Raw genomic sequence first — 14,905 nt, forward strand, 5'->3', positions numbered from 1 at the left:
AGCTCCCATCAGGGATGGCTGCCGATTCTTCCTCCTCCAACCGGGCCGAACGAGAGGATGCGCCATGCCGAAAAGAGGGGGGAAACAGAGGAAAACCCGCCGAGGCAGACAAGCCGGCAACATGCCTAAAACAGCGGGATAACAGTTAAAAAGCGAGGCTGGAGAGGGACTTGGCTATCAGGTGACTATTTCGGCAGATGTAGTAATATTACGCTAGTTTCACTTCCCGCAATTCATTCCTATCCGAGAGGACATAGCCTTATGTCAACAGCTAAGAAACCGCTGGTTCTGGTCATCATGGACGGTTGGGGCTACAGCACCAAGCAAGAGTACAACGCCGTTGCTGCTGCCAAGACCCCCAATCTGGATCGCCTGGCCCGTGACTACACCAGCACCCTGATCTCCGGCTCCGGCCTGGACGTGGGTCTGCCTGACGGCCAGATGGGCAACTCCGAAGTGGGCCACACCAACATCGGTGCCGGTCGCGTCGTCTATCAGGAGCTGACCCGCATCTCCAAGGACATCCAGGACGGCGACTTCTTCCAGAACGTCGAGCTGGCCAAGGCTGTCGACGCTGCCGTGACCAAGGGCAAGGCCGTGCACATCATGGGGCTGATGTCCCCGGGTGGCGTACACAGCCACGAAGAGCACATCATGGGCATGATCGAGATGGCCGCCAAGCGTGGCGCCGAGCAGATCTACTTCCACGCCTTCCTGGATGGCCGCGACGTCCCGCCGCGCAGTGCCCAGTCCTCCATCGAGCTGTTCGACGCCCTGTTTGCCCGACTGGGCAAGGGTCGTTTCGCCTCCATGATCGGTCGTTACTACGCCATGGACCGCGACAACCGCTGGGATCGCGTGCAGCAGGCCTATGACCTGATGACCCAGGGCAAGGGCGAATTCACCGCCGACAACGCCACCGACGCGCTGGCCGCTGCCTATGCCCGCGACGAGAACGACGAGTTCGTCAAAGCCACCCGCATCGGCGACGCTGTACCGATGATCGACGGCGATGCGCTGATCTTCATGAACTTCCGTGCCGACCGCGCCCGCGAAATCACCCGCGCCTTCGTCGATACCGACTTCACCGGCTTCGCCCGCACCGCCACCCCGGCCCTGCACTTCGTGATGCTGACCGAATACGCGGCCGACATCAAAACCGCCTGCGCCTATCCGCCCACCGCCCTGGTCAATACCTTGGGTGAGTGGCTGGCCAAGCAGGGCAAGACCCAGCTGCGCATCTCCGAGACCGAGAAGTACGCCCACGTCACCTTCTTCTTCAACGGTGGCGAAGAGGCCTGCTTCAGCGGCGAAGATCGCGAAATCGTAGCGAGCCCGAAAGTGGCTACCTATGACCTGCAGCCGGAGATGAGCTCCGAAGAGCTGACCGACAAGCTGGTTGCGGCCATCAAGAGCGGCAAGTACGACGTCATCATCTGCAACTACCCGAACGGCGACATGGTCGGCCACACCGGCGTGTTCGATGCGGCCGTCAAAGCCTGTGAAGCGGTCGACCACTGCATCGGTCGCGTCACCGACGCCCTGGCGGAAGTGGGCGGCGAGTGCCTCATCACCGCCGACCATGGCAACGCCGAGAAGATGATGGACGAAGAGACTGGTCAGGCCCACACCGCCCACACCAATCTGCCGGTTCCCCTCATCTACTTCGGTCGTAAAGCCGAGGTCGCCGAAGGTGGCAAACTGTCCGATCTGGCCCCCACCATGCTGACCCTGATGGGTCTGCCGGTGCCGCCGGAAATGACTGGCAAGCCCCTGATGATTCTGAAATAATCCTGCCCCATGCGGGGATGCGAAATTATTTCACAGAAAACCAGTCGCGTCGGCCTGTTGGCCGGCGCGCTGTTTTTTTGCCTGATCGGCGGTACCGGCACAGCCCAGGCTGCGAACCAGCAGCTGGGGGCCATGCAGTCCCAGATCAAGGAACAGCAACAGACCCTCAAGCTCAGCAAGCAGGAGCTTGCCAAGCTCAACACCCAGCTCAAGGCTGACGAGCAGGCCATTTCGGCTGCCGCCGCCAAACTCGAGCAGACCAGACAGCAACTCCGGCAGAACCAGCAGAAGCTGGCGTCCCTGCAGCAGGACAAGCTGGCACTGGAGCAGCAAGCCAAACACCAGAAGCAGTTGCTGGCCAAGCAGGCGGAAAGCGCCTTCCAGGCGGGCAACCACGATTACCTCAAACTGCTGCTCAACCAGCAGGATCCGGCCAAACTGAGCCGCGCCCTCGACTATTTCGACTACCTCAACAAGGCCCGTATCGAGGCCATTGAAGCCCTGCGCGCCACCCGTGACAAGCTGGCCAAGAACCAGCAGGCCACCAGGGAGACTGAGAACCGCCTCCAGACCCTGCTCGGCGAGCAGCAGGAGCATCACCAGAGCCTGCTGGCCAGCCAGCAGAGCCGTGCCAAGGTGCGCAACCAGTTGCAGCAGTCGGTGCAGGCCGACGAGCAGAAGCTCGACAAGCTGGTCAAGGCGGAGAAGGCGCTCAAGGCGCGGCTGGAAGAGCTGCGTCGTCAGCAGGAAGAAAAGGAACGCCGCGAACGGGCCGAGCGGGAGCGCCTCGCCAAGATCAAGGCCGAGCAGGAGCGCCAGCGCCGTCTGGAGGCCCAGCGCCTGGCAGCCGAGCAGAAGCGCATCGAGGAGCAGCAGCGGATCGCGGCCCAGCAGCGCCAGGTCGGCGAACAGCAGCGGCTAGCGGCCCAGCAGCAGCGCGTCGCCGAACAGCAGGCCAAGGTGGCGCAGCAGCAAGCTGCTGCCCGCAACAGCGCCAAGGCAAGCAGCAACGGCTACGGCGGTCTGAGCACGGGTGGCAACCTGCGCTGGCCGGTGCAGGGCCCCATCCTCATCTCCTACGGCTCGCCGCGTACCGCCGAGCTGAAGTGGAAGGGCACCCTAATCGGCGCCAGCGAAGGGACCCAGGTCAAGGCGGTGGCACCGGGCCAGGTGGTCTACGCCGACTGGCTCGACGGCTTCGGCATGCTGCTGGTCATCGACCACGGCAAGGGCTACATGAGCCTCTACGGCCACAACCAGTCGCTGCTGCGCCAGGTGGGACAAAAGGTGGAGCAGGGTGAGCCCGTGGCTCTGGTCGGCGACAGCGGCGGACAGGAGCGCTCCGGCCTCTACTTCGAGATCCGCTATCAGGGCGAGGCCATCAACCCGACCAAGTGGCTGGCCAGACGCTAAGCCCGCCTTGGCGGTGCCCGATCGGAGTCCGCTACCTCATCCCCAGCCCTTCTCCCGCGAGGGGAGCAGGGAGCAAAAGACAGCAACACCGCGTCGTTTACCACTTCACCCGACAAAAAGTCTGCATCGCGCAGGCTTTTTGCTTGCCAGGGGGGGCACCACACCGCCCGCCCCGATGATGAAAACTTACCTCTTTTCCACCCCGCTCAGGGGAAGACCACCAGCCCGATCTGCTCCAGCAGCCCCTGCTGCTGATCTTCAGTGATCTGCACCCCGGCGAGGTTGACCCGGCGCAGATCCAGACCGGGCAGATCGCACTGGCGCAGATCGCAGCCTTGCAGGTTGAAGCTGGTCCAGTCGATTTGCCCGAACTCGGAGCCGCTGAGATCCGAGCCCGCCAGGGAGGCGCCAAGCAGGTTGGCCCCCTGCCAGCGGTTGCCGGCAAGCTCGCACCGCTCCAGCAGGCAGCTTTCGAAGTTGGCGTAGCTGAAGTTGTTGCCGGTGAGGTGGGCCTCGCAGAAGTAGCTTTTGGCGGTGATCCGGTTGGCGAAGCTGGCGTGGGCGAAGTTGATCCCCATGGCCTGGCAGTCGCGCATCTCCAGCCCAAGACACTGGCTGCGGCCGAAGTCCGCCAGGGTGAGATCGCAGCGCAGGAAGCTCGCCTCCCGCAGATCGCAGCCCTGAAACAGGCATCCCAATTCCCGTTCCCTGTCATAGAAGCTGCAGTCGACGAAGCGGCACTCCCCGAGATCGAGCCAGGAGAAGTGACAGCCGATGAAGCGGCACCCCTGGAACTGCTCCCCCTCCACCTCCTGCTGCTCGAAGTGGATCCCCTCGAAACACCTGCCCTTGATCATCCCCTGCCCCCTGTTGATGGCGTCATATGCTGACATTGCCGTGCAAAAACGGTAATGTTACGTGTAACATTTTTTGCCGGATCCCCAGATGAACGACACCCGCAAGCGCCGCCCTACCCTGCAGGACATTGCCGACCTGACCGGTGTCACCAAGATGACCGTCAGCCGCTACCTGCGCGACCCGTCCGCCGTGGCCGAAGGGACCCGCGAGCGCATCGCCGCCGCGGTGGAGGAGCTCGGCTACATCCCGAACCGGGCGCCGGACATGCTGTCGAACGCCACCAGCAAGGCGATAGGCATCCTGATCCCCTCCCTCTCCAACCAGGTCTTCTCGGCGGTGATCCACGGCATCGAGGCGGTGACCCGGCCCGCCGGCTACCAGACCCTGCTCGCCCACTACGGCTACAGCCCGGAGCGGGAGGAGGAGCAGGTCGCCTCGCTCCTCTCCTACAACGTGGACGGGCTCATCCTCTCGGACACCCAGCACACCGAGCGCACCCGCAAGATGATCGCCACCGCCGGCATCCCGGTGGTGGAGACCATGGATCTGCCCCTCTCCCCCATCGACATGGTGGTGGGCATGGATCACCGGGCCGCCGCCCGGGCCATGGTAACAGAGATGCTGCGCCGGGGACGGCGCAAGGTGATCTACCTCGGTGCCCGGCTCGACGTGCGCACCCAGCTGCGAATGGAAGGCTACTACCAGGCGATGGCCGATTTCGGTCTGACCGGCCAGCACCTGCTGACGGAGCAATCCTCCAGCTTCACCCTGGGGGGAGAGCTGCTGGCCCAGGCCATGGCGCGCTTCCCCGATCTCGACGGCCTGTTCTGCACCAACGACGACCTGGCGGTGGGGGCCCTGCTGCAATGCCAGGCCAGGTGGATCCCGGTACCCCAGCAGGTGGCCATCGCCGGCAGCAACGCCCTCGACATCGGCCACGCCATGACCCCCAAGCTCGCCAGTATCGTCACCCCCCGCGAGACCATAGGTCGCGAAGCCGCCATCATGCTGCTGGCCCGCCTCGGCGGCCAGCCGCTGGCGACCAGGTGCAAGGACATCGGCTTCTCCCTCTATGAGGGGGAAAGCCTCGGCTGATCCCCGGCCATCATGGCGCGTTCGACCGCCATGATGGCGCCTTCTCCCCTCTCCCCTCGCCGTCCCCTGGCCTATGCTGGCTCCTCCATCCCCCCTGTCAGGAGCAGACCATGCACCACACCGAACGATTGAAAGCCTGCCTGCAGCGCGTCATCTGCGATCCCGCCTTCCCCATGGCGGAGCTCGACGACTGGTTCACCCCCGACTACTGCCAGGAGGTGAACGGCGAGCGGCTCGACTACCCGGCGTTTCACCAGCACATCGCCACACTGCGCCGCCATCTGGCCGGGGCGAGCATCGAGTTTGTCGCCACCCTGGAGCAGGGGGAGCGGGTGCACTCGACCCATGTGGTACGGGCCACCCGCCAGGACGGCGGCACCCTGGTCTGCAAGGTGAGCGGTCTCTTCACCTTTCGCGGCGATCGGATCTGCCACACCGACGAGGTGACCTGTCTGCTGGCAGGCAGCAAGGAGGATGCAGATATCGGCTCGCGGCGCTGACTGCCGGCAACCCGCAGACACCGCCATGGCGGGCAGGAAGGCAGACGACGGACCCTCAGGCCGCCGGTTCGCGCCGGGCAAGGCGCTGGAGGGCGCGGGACAAGGCGCCGGGATCTTCGTAGCCGAGCCGATCGGCGATCTGGGCCAGCGTGAGCCCCCGGTGCTGCAACTGGCGCGCCCGTCCCAGCACCACCTGCTCCCGCCACTGGCGAAAGCTGCACCCCAGCTGCTGGAGGAAGAGCCGGTTGAGGGTACGCACCGAGGCGCCGCAATCTGCCGCCAGCGCCGCCAGCGTCAGATGGATGGCGGGCGCCTGGCACACCCTGTCCAGCACCCGCAACAGGCGCGGGTCCAGCTCCCCGGCGAGGTGAATGCGCGCTGCGAGCGGGTCGGCGCGCTCCAGCTCCTGGCCAAGCACCGTCAGATAGGCCCCCTTCACCTCCTCCTCGGCCAGCTCGGGCAGGCGGGCGAAGAGGCCCGCCAGCAGCGGGCTGGCCTGCAAGGGGCCGAAGGCGGTGCGGGCCGACGTCGGCACATAGAGGAGGGAGAGCCGGGAGCGGCGCAGCACGCGAAACTCGTGCTCCCACCCCGCCGGAATAAAGCAGATCTGGCCCGCCACCAGCAGTTCTCCCTCCCCTCGCCCCGTGATGATGCCGCCCCCGTCGTGCAGATAGCAGTATTGGGCATGGGGGTGGCAGTGCAGCGCGGTGAAGTGCCCTTGCGGGTAGGATGGATGCAGACAGGACATGAAGGCTCCAGGGGAGAGGGGCGGCCCCCGACCTTAAGCCAGGGCGAGGTCGGAAGCAAACGCCCCCCCCTCCGGGGGCGGAAAAACAGCAGGCCACCCGGGGGTGGCCTGTTTAATTTTTCTAAACGATATTTGCTTAGCGTTTAACCAATTCAACCGCTTCCCGGGAGAGGCGGGTCACCTCCTCCCAGTTGCCGCTCTTGACGGCGTCTGCCGGCAGCATCCAGGAGCCGCCGACGGTGGCCACACATTTCAGCGCCAGGTAGTCGGCCACGTTTTTCGGGCCGATGCCGCCGGTGGGGCAGAATTTCACCTGGGGCAGGGGCGCCGCGATGGCGGAGAGTGCCTTGGTGCCGCCGTTCGCCTCGGCCGGGAAGAATTTGAGGTGGTCGTAGCCTGCTTCCAGCGCCTGCATCACCTCGGACGGGGTGGCCACCCCCGGGATCAGCGGCGCCGTGCTCTTGGCCGCATGGGCCAGCAGGGCCGGGGTCATGCCCGGGGAGATGACGAAGCGGGCACCGGCAGCGACGGCGGCATCAAACTGCGCGCAGTTGAGCACGGTACCGGCACCGACCATGGCATCCGGCATCGCCTTGGCGATGAGGGCGATGGCGTCCAGCGCCACCGGGGTGCGCAGGGTGATCTCGAACACCGAGATGCCGCCATCCAGCAGGGCCTTGGCCATCGGCAGGGCCTGCTCCAGGTCGTTGATGACCATCACGGGTACCAGGGGGGAGGCGGCAAACACCTCGGCAGGGGTCACTTTCCAGTTCTGCATAGCTCTTCCTTAGTCAAAGATGGTGGCGCCGCACTCGGCGCTCGATACCGCGCGACGCATCACGCTGAACAGTTCACGGCCCCACCCCTCTTGTTCCAGGGTGAGGTCGATCTCGGCCTGGGTACGGCCGCTCAAATCGGTCAGGCAGTCGAGGCGGCCAGACTCGGCATCCACCCGCAGCAGGTCGCCATCGGTGAGCAGGCCGATGGCCCCGCCGTGCAGCGCTTCCGGGGTGACGTGGATGGCGGCCGGGATCTTGCCGGAGGCGCCGGAGAGACGGCCGTCGGTGACCAGGGCCACCTTGTGACCCGCCTTCTGCAGGTTGCCAAGCACCGGCATCAGCTTGTGCAGCTCCGGCATGCCGTTGGCGGCCGGGCCGTTGTGGCGCACCACGATGACGGCGTCCTGGTTCAACTCACCGGCCTTGTAGGCCGCCTCCACCGCATGCTGGGAGGAGAAGACCCGGGCCGGGGCCTCGATGACCCGATACTCGGGCGCGACGGCGGAGACCTTGACCACGGCGCGGCCCAGGTTGCCCGCCAGCAGCTTGGTGCCGCCGGTGGCCTGGAACTCGCTGCCAGAGGGGGAGAGCACGCTCGGATCCGCGCTCTCGCCCACCGGTTGCCACACCAGCTTGCCATCCACCAGTGCCGGACGGCTGAGGTAGTCCTGCATCTCGCCGAAGACCGGGGTGGCATCCAGGTGGATCAGCCCCTCTTCGGCCAGACGACGCATCAGGCCGGGCACGCCCCCCGCCTGTTCGAAGGCGTTGACGTCCGCCGGGCCGTTCGGGTACATGCGCACCAGGAGCGGCACCACGTCGGAGAGATCGCTCAGGTCGTCCCAGGTCAGCTCCAGCCCGGCGGCGCGGGCCAGCGCCACCATGTGAATGCTGTGGTTGGTGCTGCCGCCGGAGGCGAGCAGGGCCACCAGGCCGTTGACCAGAGCGCGCTCGTCGATCACCGCACTCAGGGGGCGATAGGCCGGGGAGCCCGGGATCATGGCGCTGATGCGGCGGGCCGCTTCCTCGGTGAGGGCGTGGCGCAGCTCGCTGTGGGGATGCACGAAGGCGGAGCCCGGCAGCATCAGGCCCATGGCTTCGAACACCAGCTGGTTGGTGTTGGCGGTGCCGTAGAAGGTGCAGGTGCCCGCCGCGTGGTAGGCGCCGCACTCCATCTTGAGCAGGGCGTCGCGGCCCACTTCACCGGCAGCGTACTGCTGGCGCACCTTTACCTTCTCGTCGTTGCTGATGCCGCTCGCCATGGGGCCGGCAGGCACGAAGGCGGTGGGCAGGTGGGCGTGGGAAAGCGCCCCCATGATCTGGCCCGGGGCAATCTTGTCGCAGATGCCGAGCAGCAGGGTGGCGTCGAAGGTGTTGTGGGAGAGGGAGACCGCGGTGGCCTGGGCGATGAGATCCCGGGAGAAGAGGGACATGTCCATCCCCGGCTGGCCCTGGGTCACGCCGTCGCACATGGCGGGCACGCCGCCGGCGACCTGGGCGCTGTGGCCGAGCTCGGCCAGGGCGCCCTTGATGATGTCCGGGTAGCCCTGATAGGGCTGATGGGCACTCAGCATGTCGTTGTAGGCGGTGACGATGGCCACGTTGGCGCGGGTCATGTCGAGGATCCGCCCCTTCTCGTCACAGCTCGAGGCGGCCACGGCGTGGGCCAGGTTGCCGCAGGAGAGGGAGGCGCGGGTCTTGCCCTGATCGGCCTGGCGCTGGATGCGGGCCAGGAAGCGGGCACGGCGGGCGGTGCTGCGCTCGCGGATGCGGTTGGTCACCTGGGTGATCACGGGATGGGTCATAGCTTTCTCTCCAACTCTATATACGGGCGCGGTCGGCCGCAGCCGGGCGCGCGACATGGCTCATTGCGCCTGCGTCAGCGCGGTGACGGCACGGTCGACCACCTGTTCGAAGGTCCCGTCGATATCGATGCGAAACACGCCGGGCTCGTCATCCGGTCGCTCCAGGGTATCAAACTGGCTTTGTACCATGGCTTCGCGCATGAAGTGGCCCTGCCGTGCCCGCATCCGTTCGAGAATGAGGGACTGGCTGCCATCCAGAAACAGGAAACTCACCGAGTCGTTACCCTCGCGGATCTGGTCGCGGTACTGCTTCTTGAGGGCCGAGCAGACGATGACGCCGAGCTCGTTCTTGCGCTCCAGGCTGTAGGCCGCATCGCGGATCCGCTCCAGCCAGGGGGCCCTGTCTTCGTCGTTGAGCGGGTTGCCCGCCGCCATCTTCTGGATGTTCGCGCGAGGGTGCAGATCATCGCCGTCGATGAACTTGGCCCCCAGGGCATTGGCCACCTTGAGGCCGATGCTGGACTTGCCGCTGCCACACACACCCATCACGATAATGCACTTGCCCGCCATTATTTGACCTCTCTCTCACTTTTCAAAAAACGTTCGCCTGATGGGTTCTAAGCTACCACGTTACCGGTAACATGTTACCGGTAACGTTTCGCAATGTGAAGTGCAGCACAGAAATGTGCAGAACAACAACTAGAACCATTTGAGGACAATTTTATGGACGGAGCAATGAACACACCCGATGTCGCCTATCTGCTCTCGGTAGCGGGCGGAGCCATTGTCATGTTGCTGGTGCTGATCATGCGATTCAAGGTACATGCCTTCGTGGCATTGACCCTGGTCAGCATGCTGACGGCCCTGGCCACCGGGGTCACCTATGACCAGGTGATCCCCACCATGCTGACCGGTTTCGGCGGCACCCTGGCCTCGGTCGCGCTGCTGGTCGGCCTCGGCGCCATGATAGGCCGGATCCTGGAGATGACGGGGGGCGCCAAGGTACTGGCCGATACCCTGATCAACCGCTTCGGCTCCCACCGCGCCCCCTTCGCGCTGGGTGTGGCCTCCCTGCTGTTCGGCTTCCCGATCTTCTTCGACGCCGGCCTCATCGTCATGCTGCCCATCATCTTCAGCGTGGCGAAGCAGTTCGGCGGCTCCGTCCTCAAGTATGCCCTGCCCTCCGCCGGTGCCTTTGCGGTGATGCACGCCTTCCTGCCGCCCCACCCGGGCCCGGTGGCCGCCAGCGAGCTGCTGGGTGCCAACATCGGTCTGCTCACCATCGTGGGCCTGCTGGTCGCGCTGCCCACCTGGTATCTGGGTGCTTACCTGTTCGGGCTCTGGTCCGGCAAGAAGTTTGAGCTGCCCCTGCCCCCGAGCTTCACTGCCAGTGCCGAGCAGCTCTCCGACAAGGCGCCGAGCTTCGGCCAGGTGATCTCCATCCTGCTGCTGCCGCTGGTGCTCATCTTCATGGATACCGGCCTCAATACCCTGAGCGTCATGGGCGTCATCGACAAGGGTGCGGACTGGGTCAACGTGCTGCGCATGGTCGGCAAGACTCCGGTCGCCCTGCTCATCACTGTGCTGTACGCCCTCTGGATGTTCCGCCAGAGCCAGGGCAAGGTGCAGCTCGAGAAGTTCTGCAACGACGCCCTGGCCCCGGTCTGCGCCGTCATCCTGGTCACCGGTGCTGGCGGCATGTTCGGCGGCGTATTGCGGGCGAGCGGCATCGGCACCGCGCTGGCCGACGTGCTCTCCGATACCGGCATGCCGGTGATCCTGGCAGCCTTCCTGGTGTCCGCCGCGCTGCGGGTCGCTCAGGGTTCCGCCACCGTGGCCCTGACCACTACCGCCGCCCTGATGGCGCCGACCGTGGCCGCCACCACCGGCCTGAGCGAACTGGATCTGACCTTCATCGTCATTGCCATCGCCGGGGGTGCCACCGTGCTCTCCCACTTCAATGACTCCGGCTTCTGGCTGGTCAGCCGCTTCCTGAACATGGACGAGAAGACCACCCTCAAGACCTGGACCGTGATGGAGACCCTGCTCGGCACCATCGCCTTCCTCATCGTGGCCACGGCCAGCGCCATCCTCTGACGGAAACACATCGGGGCCGCATCCGTCGGCCCCGATGTGATATTGCACCGACTTTTTACGGATTCTTGCTTGGGCCCATCGCCACAGATTGCTAGAATTGCCTATTCTTCGCCCCGAGTGGAACGCTTCATCCCGTGATTTCAGGCTTCTCTATGCATTCATCGGCACATTATCGACAGTTGCTGACCCGCTTACCCCAGATCGCGGTTGCCGCGGATCAGTTCCAGATACTCAGCAGCGCCAAAGACTTCAAGAGCCGGATCCTGTCGCTCATCTCCCATGCGACCCAGCGCATCTATCTGATCGCGCTCTATCTGCAGGATGACGAGGCGGGACGGGAGATCCTCTCCGCCCTCTATGCCGCCAAGCAGCGCAATCCCTCTCTCGACATCAAGGTGTTCGTCGACTTCCACCGCGCCCAGCGCGGCCTGATCGGCAAGGGCAAGCAGGGGGGCAACCACCTGATGTACCAGGCCATGGCCGCCAGCCACCAACACCAGATCGAGATCTACGGCGTGCCGGTCAAGGGCCGCGAGCTACTCGGGGTGCTGCACCTCAAGGGCTTCATCTTCGACGACACCCTGCTCTACTCCGGCGCCAGCCTCAACGACATCTACCTGCACCAGCAGGAGCGCTACCGCTTCGATCGCTATCACCAGATCCACAGCCCGGCACTGACCCGCAGCATGGTCAACTACGTGGATGACGTCTTCCTCGGCAGCGAGGCCGTCCAGCGGCTGGATCGCACCGGCATCCCCGGCGCCAAGCAGCTCAAGGGACCGATCCGCCGCTTCAAGCAGCGTCTGCGCCTCTGCCAGTACCGCTTCGAGAGCATCCAGCCCAACGATCGGGAGATCGCCGTGACCCCCATGGTGGGCCTGGGCAAGCGGGGCAACCAGCTCAACCGGATGATCCGCAACCTGGTGCGGGCTACCGAGCGGGAGATCTTCATCTGCACCCCCTACTTCAACCCCCCCAAGGAGTTGAACAAGGACGTGGAAGGGCTGCTCAGACGCGGCTGCAAGGTGACCATCGTCGTGGGCGACAAGACCGCCAACGACTTCTTCATCCCGCCAGAGGAGAAGTTCTCCACCATAGGCGGTCTGCCCTATCTCTACGAAACCAACCTGCGCAAGTTTGCCGAGCGCAACCAGCACCACATCGACAACGGCCGGCTCAACCTCATGCTCTGGTGTTGCGACAAGAACTCCTATCACCTCAAGGGGATCTTCGTGGACGAGGAGTGGGCCCTGCTCACCGGCAACAACCTCAATCCCCGAGCCTGGGCGCTGGATCTGGAGAACGGCCTGCTGGTACACGACCAGCACCATCACCTGCGCGAGCAGTTCAGTGCGGAGCGGGAGAACATCCTGGCCCACACCCGCCGCATCAGTCACTTCGACCAGATAGAGCAGATCAAGGATTACCCGGATCAGGTGCGCAAGCTGCTGGCCCGGATCCACAGGGTCAAGGCTCACCTCCTGCTCAAGCGCATCATCTGACCGCCAGGGCGCCCCGTCAGTGAAAAGGCCTGCCGTTTCCGGCAGGCCTTTTTCATGGATGACCCTCCCCCCGCTCCCTTGCCCACCAGCCCGGAACGGCACAACGCGGCTTGCATCGAGGCCGCAACAACCCCTATCATCTGGACATATTTACAGTGTTTTCGGGCATCTAATTGATGAAATTGGATAAAATCTCCCTCGACAGCCTCAAGGGTGTCGGCAGCAAGATGCTGGAGAAACTCGAGCGGCTGGGGCTGGCCACGGTACAGGACCTGCTGTTCCACCTCCCCCTGCGCTACGAGGACCGCACCCAGGTGTGGCCCATCGGCGATCTGCCGCCCGGCCTGCACGGTGCCGTCGAGGGCGAGATCCAGGACACCCAGCTGGTAATGGGGCGCCGCCGCATGCTGGTGTGCCGTATCAGCGACGGCACCGGCAGCCTGACCCTGCGCTTCTTCAATTTCACCGCTGCCCAGAAAAACAGCCTGGCCCAGGGCCGCCTTATCCGCTGCTTCGGCGAGACACGTCCCGGCAAGTACGGCCTGGAGATGGCCCACCCCGAGTACAAGCTGCTCGGCGAGGAGCAGGCCGGCCAGACCGAAGAGGCCCTCACCCCCGTCTACCCCACCACAGAGGGGCTGCGCCAGCTCACCCTGCGCAGCCTCACGGATCAGGCCCTGGCCCAGCTCGACCTCTACGGGGTCGAGGAGCTGCTGCCTGCCGGCCTCTATCCCCAGCAGATCGATCTTGCCGCCGCCCTGAAGCTGCTGCACCGCCCGCCTCCCTCGGTGGCGCTGGCCCTGCTCGAGAGCGGCCAGCACCCGGCACAGCAGCGGCTGGTACTGGAAGAGCTGCTGGCCCACAACCTCTCGGTCTTGAAGGTGCGCGCCCAGGCACAGACCCAGCTGGCCCGCGCCCTCAAACCCGCTCCCGAGCTGGTCCGGCAACTGCTCGGCGCCCTGCCGTTCACCCCCACCGGCGCCCAGAGCCGGGTGGTGGCGGAGATAGCCAGGGATCTGCAGCAGAGCCACCCCATGATGCGGCTGGTGCAGGGGGACGTGGGCTCAGGTAAAACGCTGGTCGCGGCGCTGGCCGCCCTGCAGGCCATCGGCAACGGCTGCCAGGTGGGGCTGATGGCCCCGACCGAGCTGCTGGCCGAACAGCACGCCATCAACTTCGCCAGGTGGCTGGAGCCGCTCGGCATCAAGGTGGGCTGGCTGGCGGGCAAGCAGAAGGGCAAGGCGCGGGAAGAGGCGCTGGCCGCCATCGCGGACGGCAGCGTCAAGATGGTGGTGGGCACCCACGCCATCTTCCAGGAGCAGGTGGTATTCCAGCGCCTCGCCCTGGTCATCATCGATGAACAGCACAGGTTCGGCGTGCATCAGCGCCTCGCCCTGCGAGAAAAAGGAGAGCGGGAAGGGGTGCATCCCCACCAGCTCATCATGACCGCCACCCCCATCCCCCGCACCCTGGCGATGACCGCCTATGCGGACCTCGACACCTCCATCATCGACGAGCTGCCGCCGGGCCGCACTCCCATCACCACAGTCGCCCTGCCGGACAGTCGCCGCCAGGATGTGATCGAGCGGGTGAGGCTCGCCTGCGAGGAGGGCAAGCAGGCCTACTGGGTCTGCACCCTGATCGAGGAGTCGGAGGTGCTGGAGTGCCAGGCCGCCGAAGACACCGCCGCCGAGCTGCAAACCCTGCTGCCCGGCCTGCACATCGGCCTGGTACACGGCCGGATGCGCCCCGTCGAGAAACAGCGGGTGATGGAGGAGTTCAAGGCGGGCATACTGCAACTGCTGGTCGCCACCACCGTCATCGAGGTGGGGGTGGATGTGCCCAATGCCAGCCTGATGATCATCGAAAACCCCGAGCGACTGGGGCTGGCCCAGTTGCACCAGCTCCGCGGCCGGGTCGGGCGGGGGTCGGTGGCCTCTCACTGCGTGCTGCTCTATCATGCCCCCTTGTCCAAGACCGCCCAGAGCCGCCTCGGGGTACTGCGGGAGACCAACGACGGCTTTCTCATCGCCCAGCGGGATCTGGAGCTGCGTGGCCCAGGCGAGCTGCTCGGTACCCGCCAGACCGGCCTGGCCGATCTCAAGATCGCCGATCTGGTGCGCGACCAGCCGCTCATCCCTCAGGTGCAGAAGATGGCGCGCTTCCTGATGGACAAACACCCGGCTCATGTCGAGCCCCTGATCCGCCGCTGGCTGGGCCTGCGAGACCACTACTCCAATGCTTGACCAAGGCAGATGCAGAAGAGGGTCACCTTGCCTGATGGACAAACACCCGGCTCATGTCGAGCCCCTGATCC

General features: G+C 65.2%; 12 protein-coding genes. 7 read left to right on the forward strand and 5 right to left on the reverse strand.

Annotation, left to right across the window (positions count from 1 at the left end):
- Positions 1-261: 261 nt before the first annotated feature.
- Positions 262-1,791 (forward strand): 2,3-bisphosphoglycerate-independent phosphoglycerate mutase, encoded by a 1,530-nt coding sequence (gpmM, locus tag AB5Y50_RS00680; protein ID WP_039039496.1) that lies wholly within the window; start codon positions 262-264, stop codon positions 1,789-1,791.
- A gap of 9 nt (positions 1,792-1,800) precedes the next feature.
- The gene (locus AB5Y50_RS00685; RefSeq protein ID WP_039039497.1) at positions 1,801-3,204 is read left to right on the forward strand and encodes a peptidoglycan DD-metalloendopeptidase family protein; all 1,404 of its coding nucleotides are present in this window, start codon (positions 1,801-1,803) and stop codon (positions 3,202-3,204) included.
- 206 nt (positions 3,205-3,410) lie between these two features.
- Here the strand turns inward: AB5Y50_RS00685 and AB5Y50_RS00690 are convergent, their stop codons facing one another.
- Positions 3,411-4,061 carry a Qnr family pentapeptide repeat protein gene (locus AB5Y50_RS00690; RefSeq protein WP_041214078.1) on the reverse strand — a complete coding sequence of 217 codons (651 nt, stop codon included), beginning with the start codon at positions 4,059-4,061 and terminating at the stop codon, positions 3,411-3,413.
- 88 nt (positions 4,062-4,149) lie between these two features.
- Between AB5Y50_RS00690 and AB5Y50_RS00695 the strand changes: the two genes are divergently transcribed.
- Entirely contained in the window at positions 4,150-5,157 is a 1,008-nt protein-coding gene (locus AB5Y50_RS00695) for a substrate-binding domain-containing protein (protein WP_039039499.1), read from the forward strand.
- A 110-nt stretch (positions 5,158-5,267) separates the two neighbouring features.
- On the forward strand, positions 5,268-5,657 hold the full coding sequence (locus tag AB5Y50_RS00700) for a nuclear transport factor 2 family protein (protein WP_069784167.1): 390 nt from the start codon (positions 5,268-5,270) through the stop codon (positions 5,655-5,657).
- 55 nt (positions 5,658-5,712) lie between these two features.
- On the opposite strand, the gene AB5Y50_RS00705 is transcribed toward AB5Y50_RS00700, so the two are convergent.
- The 4 genes from AB5Y50_RS00705 to AB5Y50_RS00720 form a co-directional block, all read right to left on the reverse strand.
- Positions 5,713-6,405, reverse strand: coding sequence for an AraC family transcriptional regulator (locus tag AB5Y50_RS00705; protein WP_082189139.1), 693 nt, complete (start codon positions 6,403-6,405; stop codon positions 5,713-5,715).
- Positions 6,406-6,541: 136 nt separating this feature from the next.
- A complete protein-coding gene (locus tag AB5Y50_RS00710; protein WP_039039502.1) occupies positions 6,542-7,183 on the reverse strand; it encodes a bifunctional 4-hydroxy-2-oxoglutarate aldolase/2-dehydro-3-deoxy-phosphogluconate aldolase in 642 nt (213 codons plus the stop codon).
- 9 nt (positions 7,184-7,192) lie between these two features.
- Positions 7,193-8,989 (reverse strand): phosphogluconate dehydratase, encoded by a 1,797-nt coding sequence (gene edd / locus AB5Y50_RS00715; protein ID WP_069784169.1) that lies wholly within the window; start codon positions 8,987-8,989, stop codon positions 7,193-7,195.
- Between the two features lie 60 nt (positions 8,990-9,049).
- Positions 9,050-9,559 carry a gluconokinase gene (locus AB5Y50_RS00720; RefSeq protein WP_041214083.1) on the reverse strand — a complete coding sequence of 170 codons (510 nt, stop codon included), beginning with the start codon at positions 9,557-9,559 and terminating at the stop codon, positions 9,050-9,052.
- Between the two features lie 165 nt (positions 9,560-9,724).
- Here AB5Y50_RS00720 and AB5Y50_RS00725 point away from each other — a divergent pair, with 165 nt between their 5' ends.
- The 3 genes from AB5Y50_RS00725 to recG all read left to right on the forward strand — a co-directional run bounded on the left by AB5Y50_RS00725 (position 9,725) and on the right by recG (position 14,834).
- Positions 9,725-11,086 (forward strand): GntP family permease, encoded by a 1,362-nt coding sequence (locus AB5Y50_RS00725; protein WP_223918078.1) that lies wholly within the window; start codon positions 9,725-9,727, stop codon positions 11,084-11,086.
- Between the two features lie 152 nt (positions 11,087-11,238).
- Positions 11,239-12,588 (forward strand): CDP-diacylglycerol--serine O-phosphatidyltransferase, encoded by a 1,350-nt coding sequence (gene pssA / locus AB5Y50_RS00730; protein ID WP_053288825.1) that lies wholly within the window; start codon positions 11,239-11,241, stop codon positions 12,586-12,588.
- 176 nt (positions 12,589-12,764) lie between these two features.
- Positions 12,765-14,834, forward strand: a complete 2,070-nt coding sequence (recG, locus tag AB5Y50_RS00735; RefSeq protein WP_010672534.1) for an ATP-dependent DNA helicase RecG — start codon at positions 12,765-12,767, stop codon at positions 14,832-14,834.
- Positions 14,835-14,905 lie beyond the last annotated feature (71 nt).

The organism is Aeromonas sp. s6 (assembly GCF_040907815.1).
Taxonomy (GTDB): Bacteria; Pseudomonadota; Gammaproteobacteria; order Enterobacterales; family Aeromonadaceae; genus Aeromonas; species Aeromonas caviae.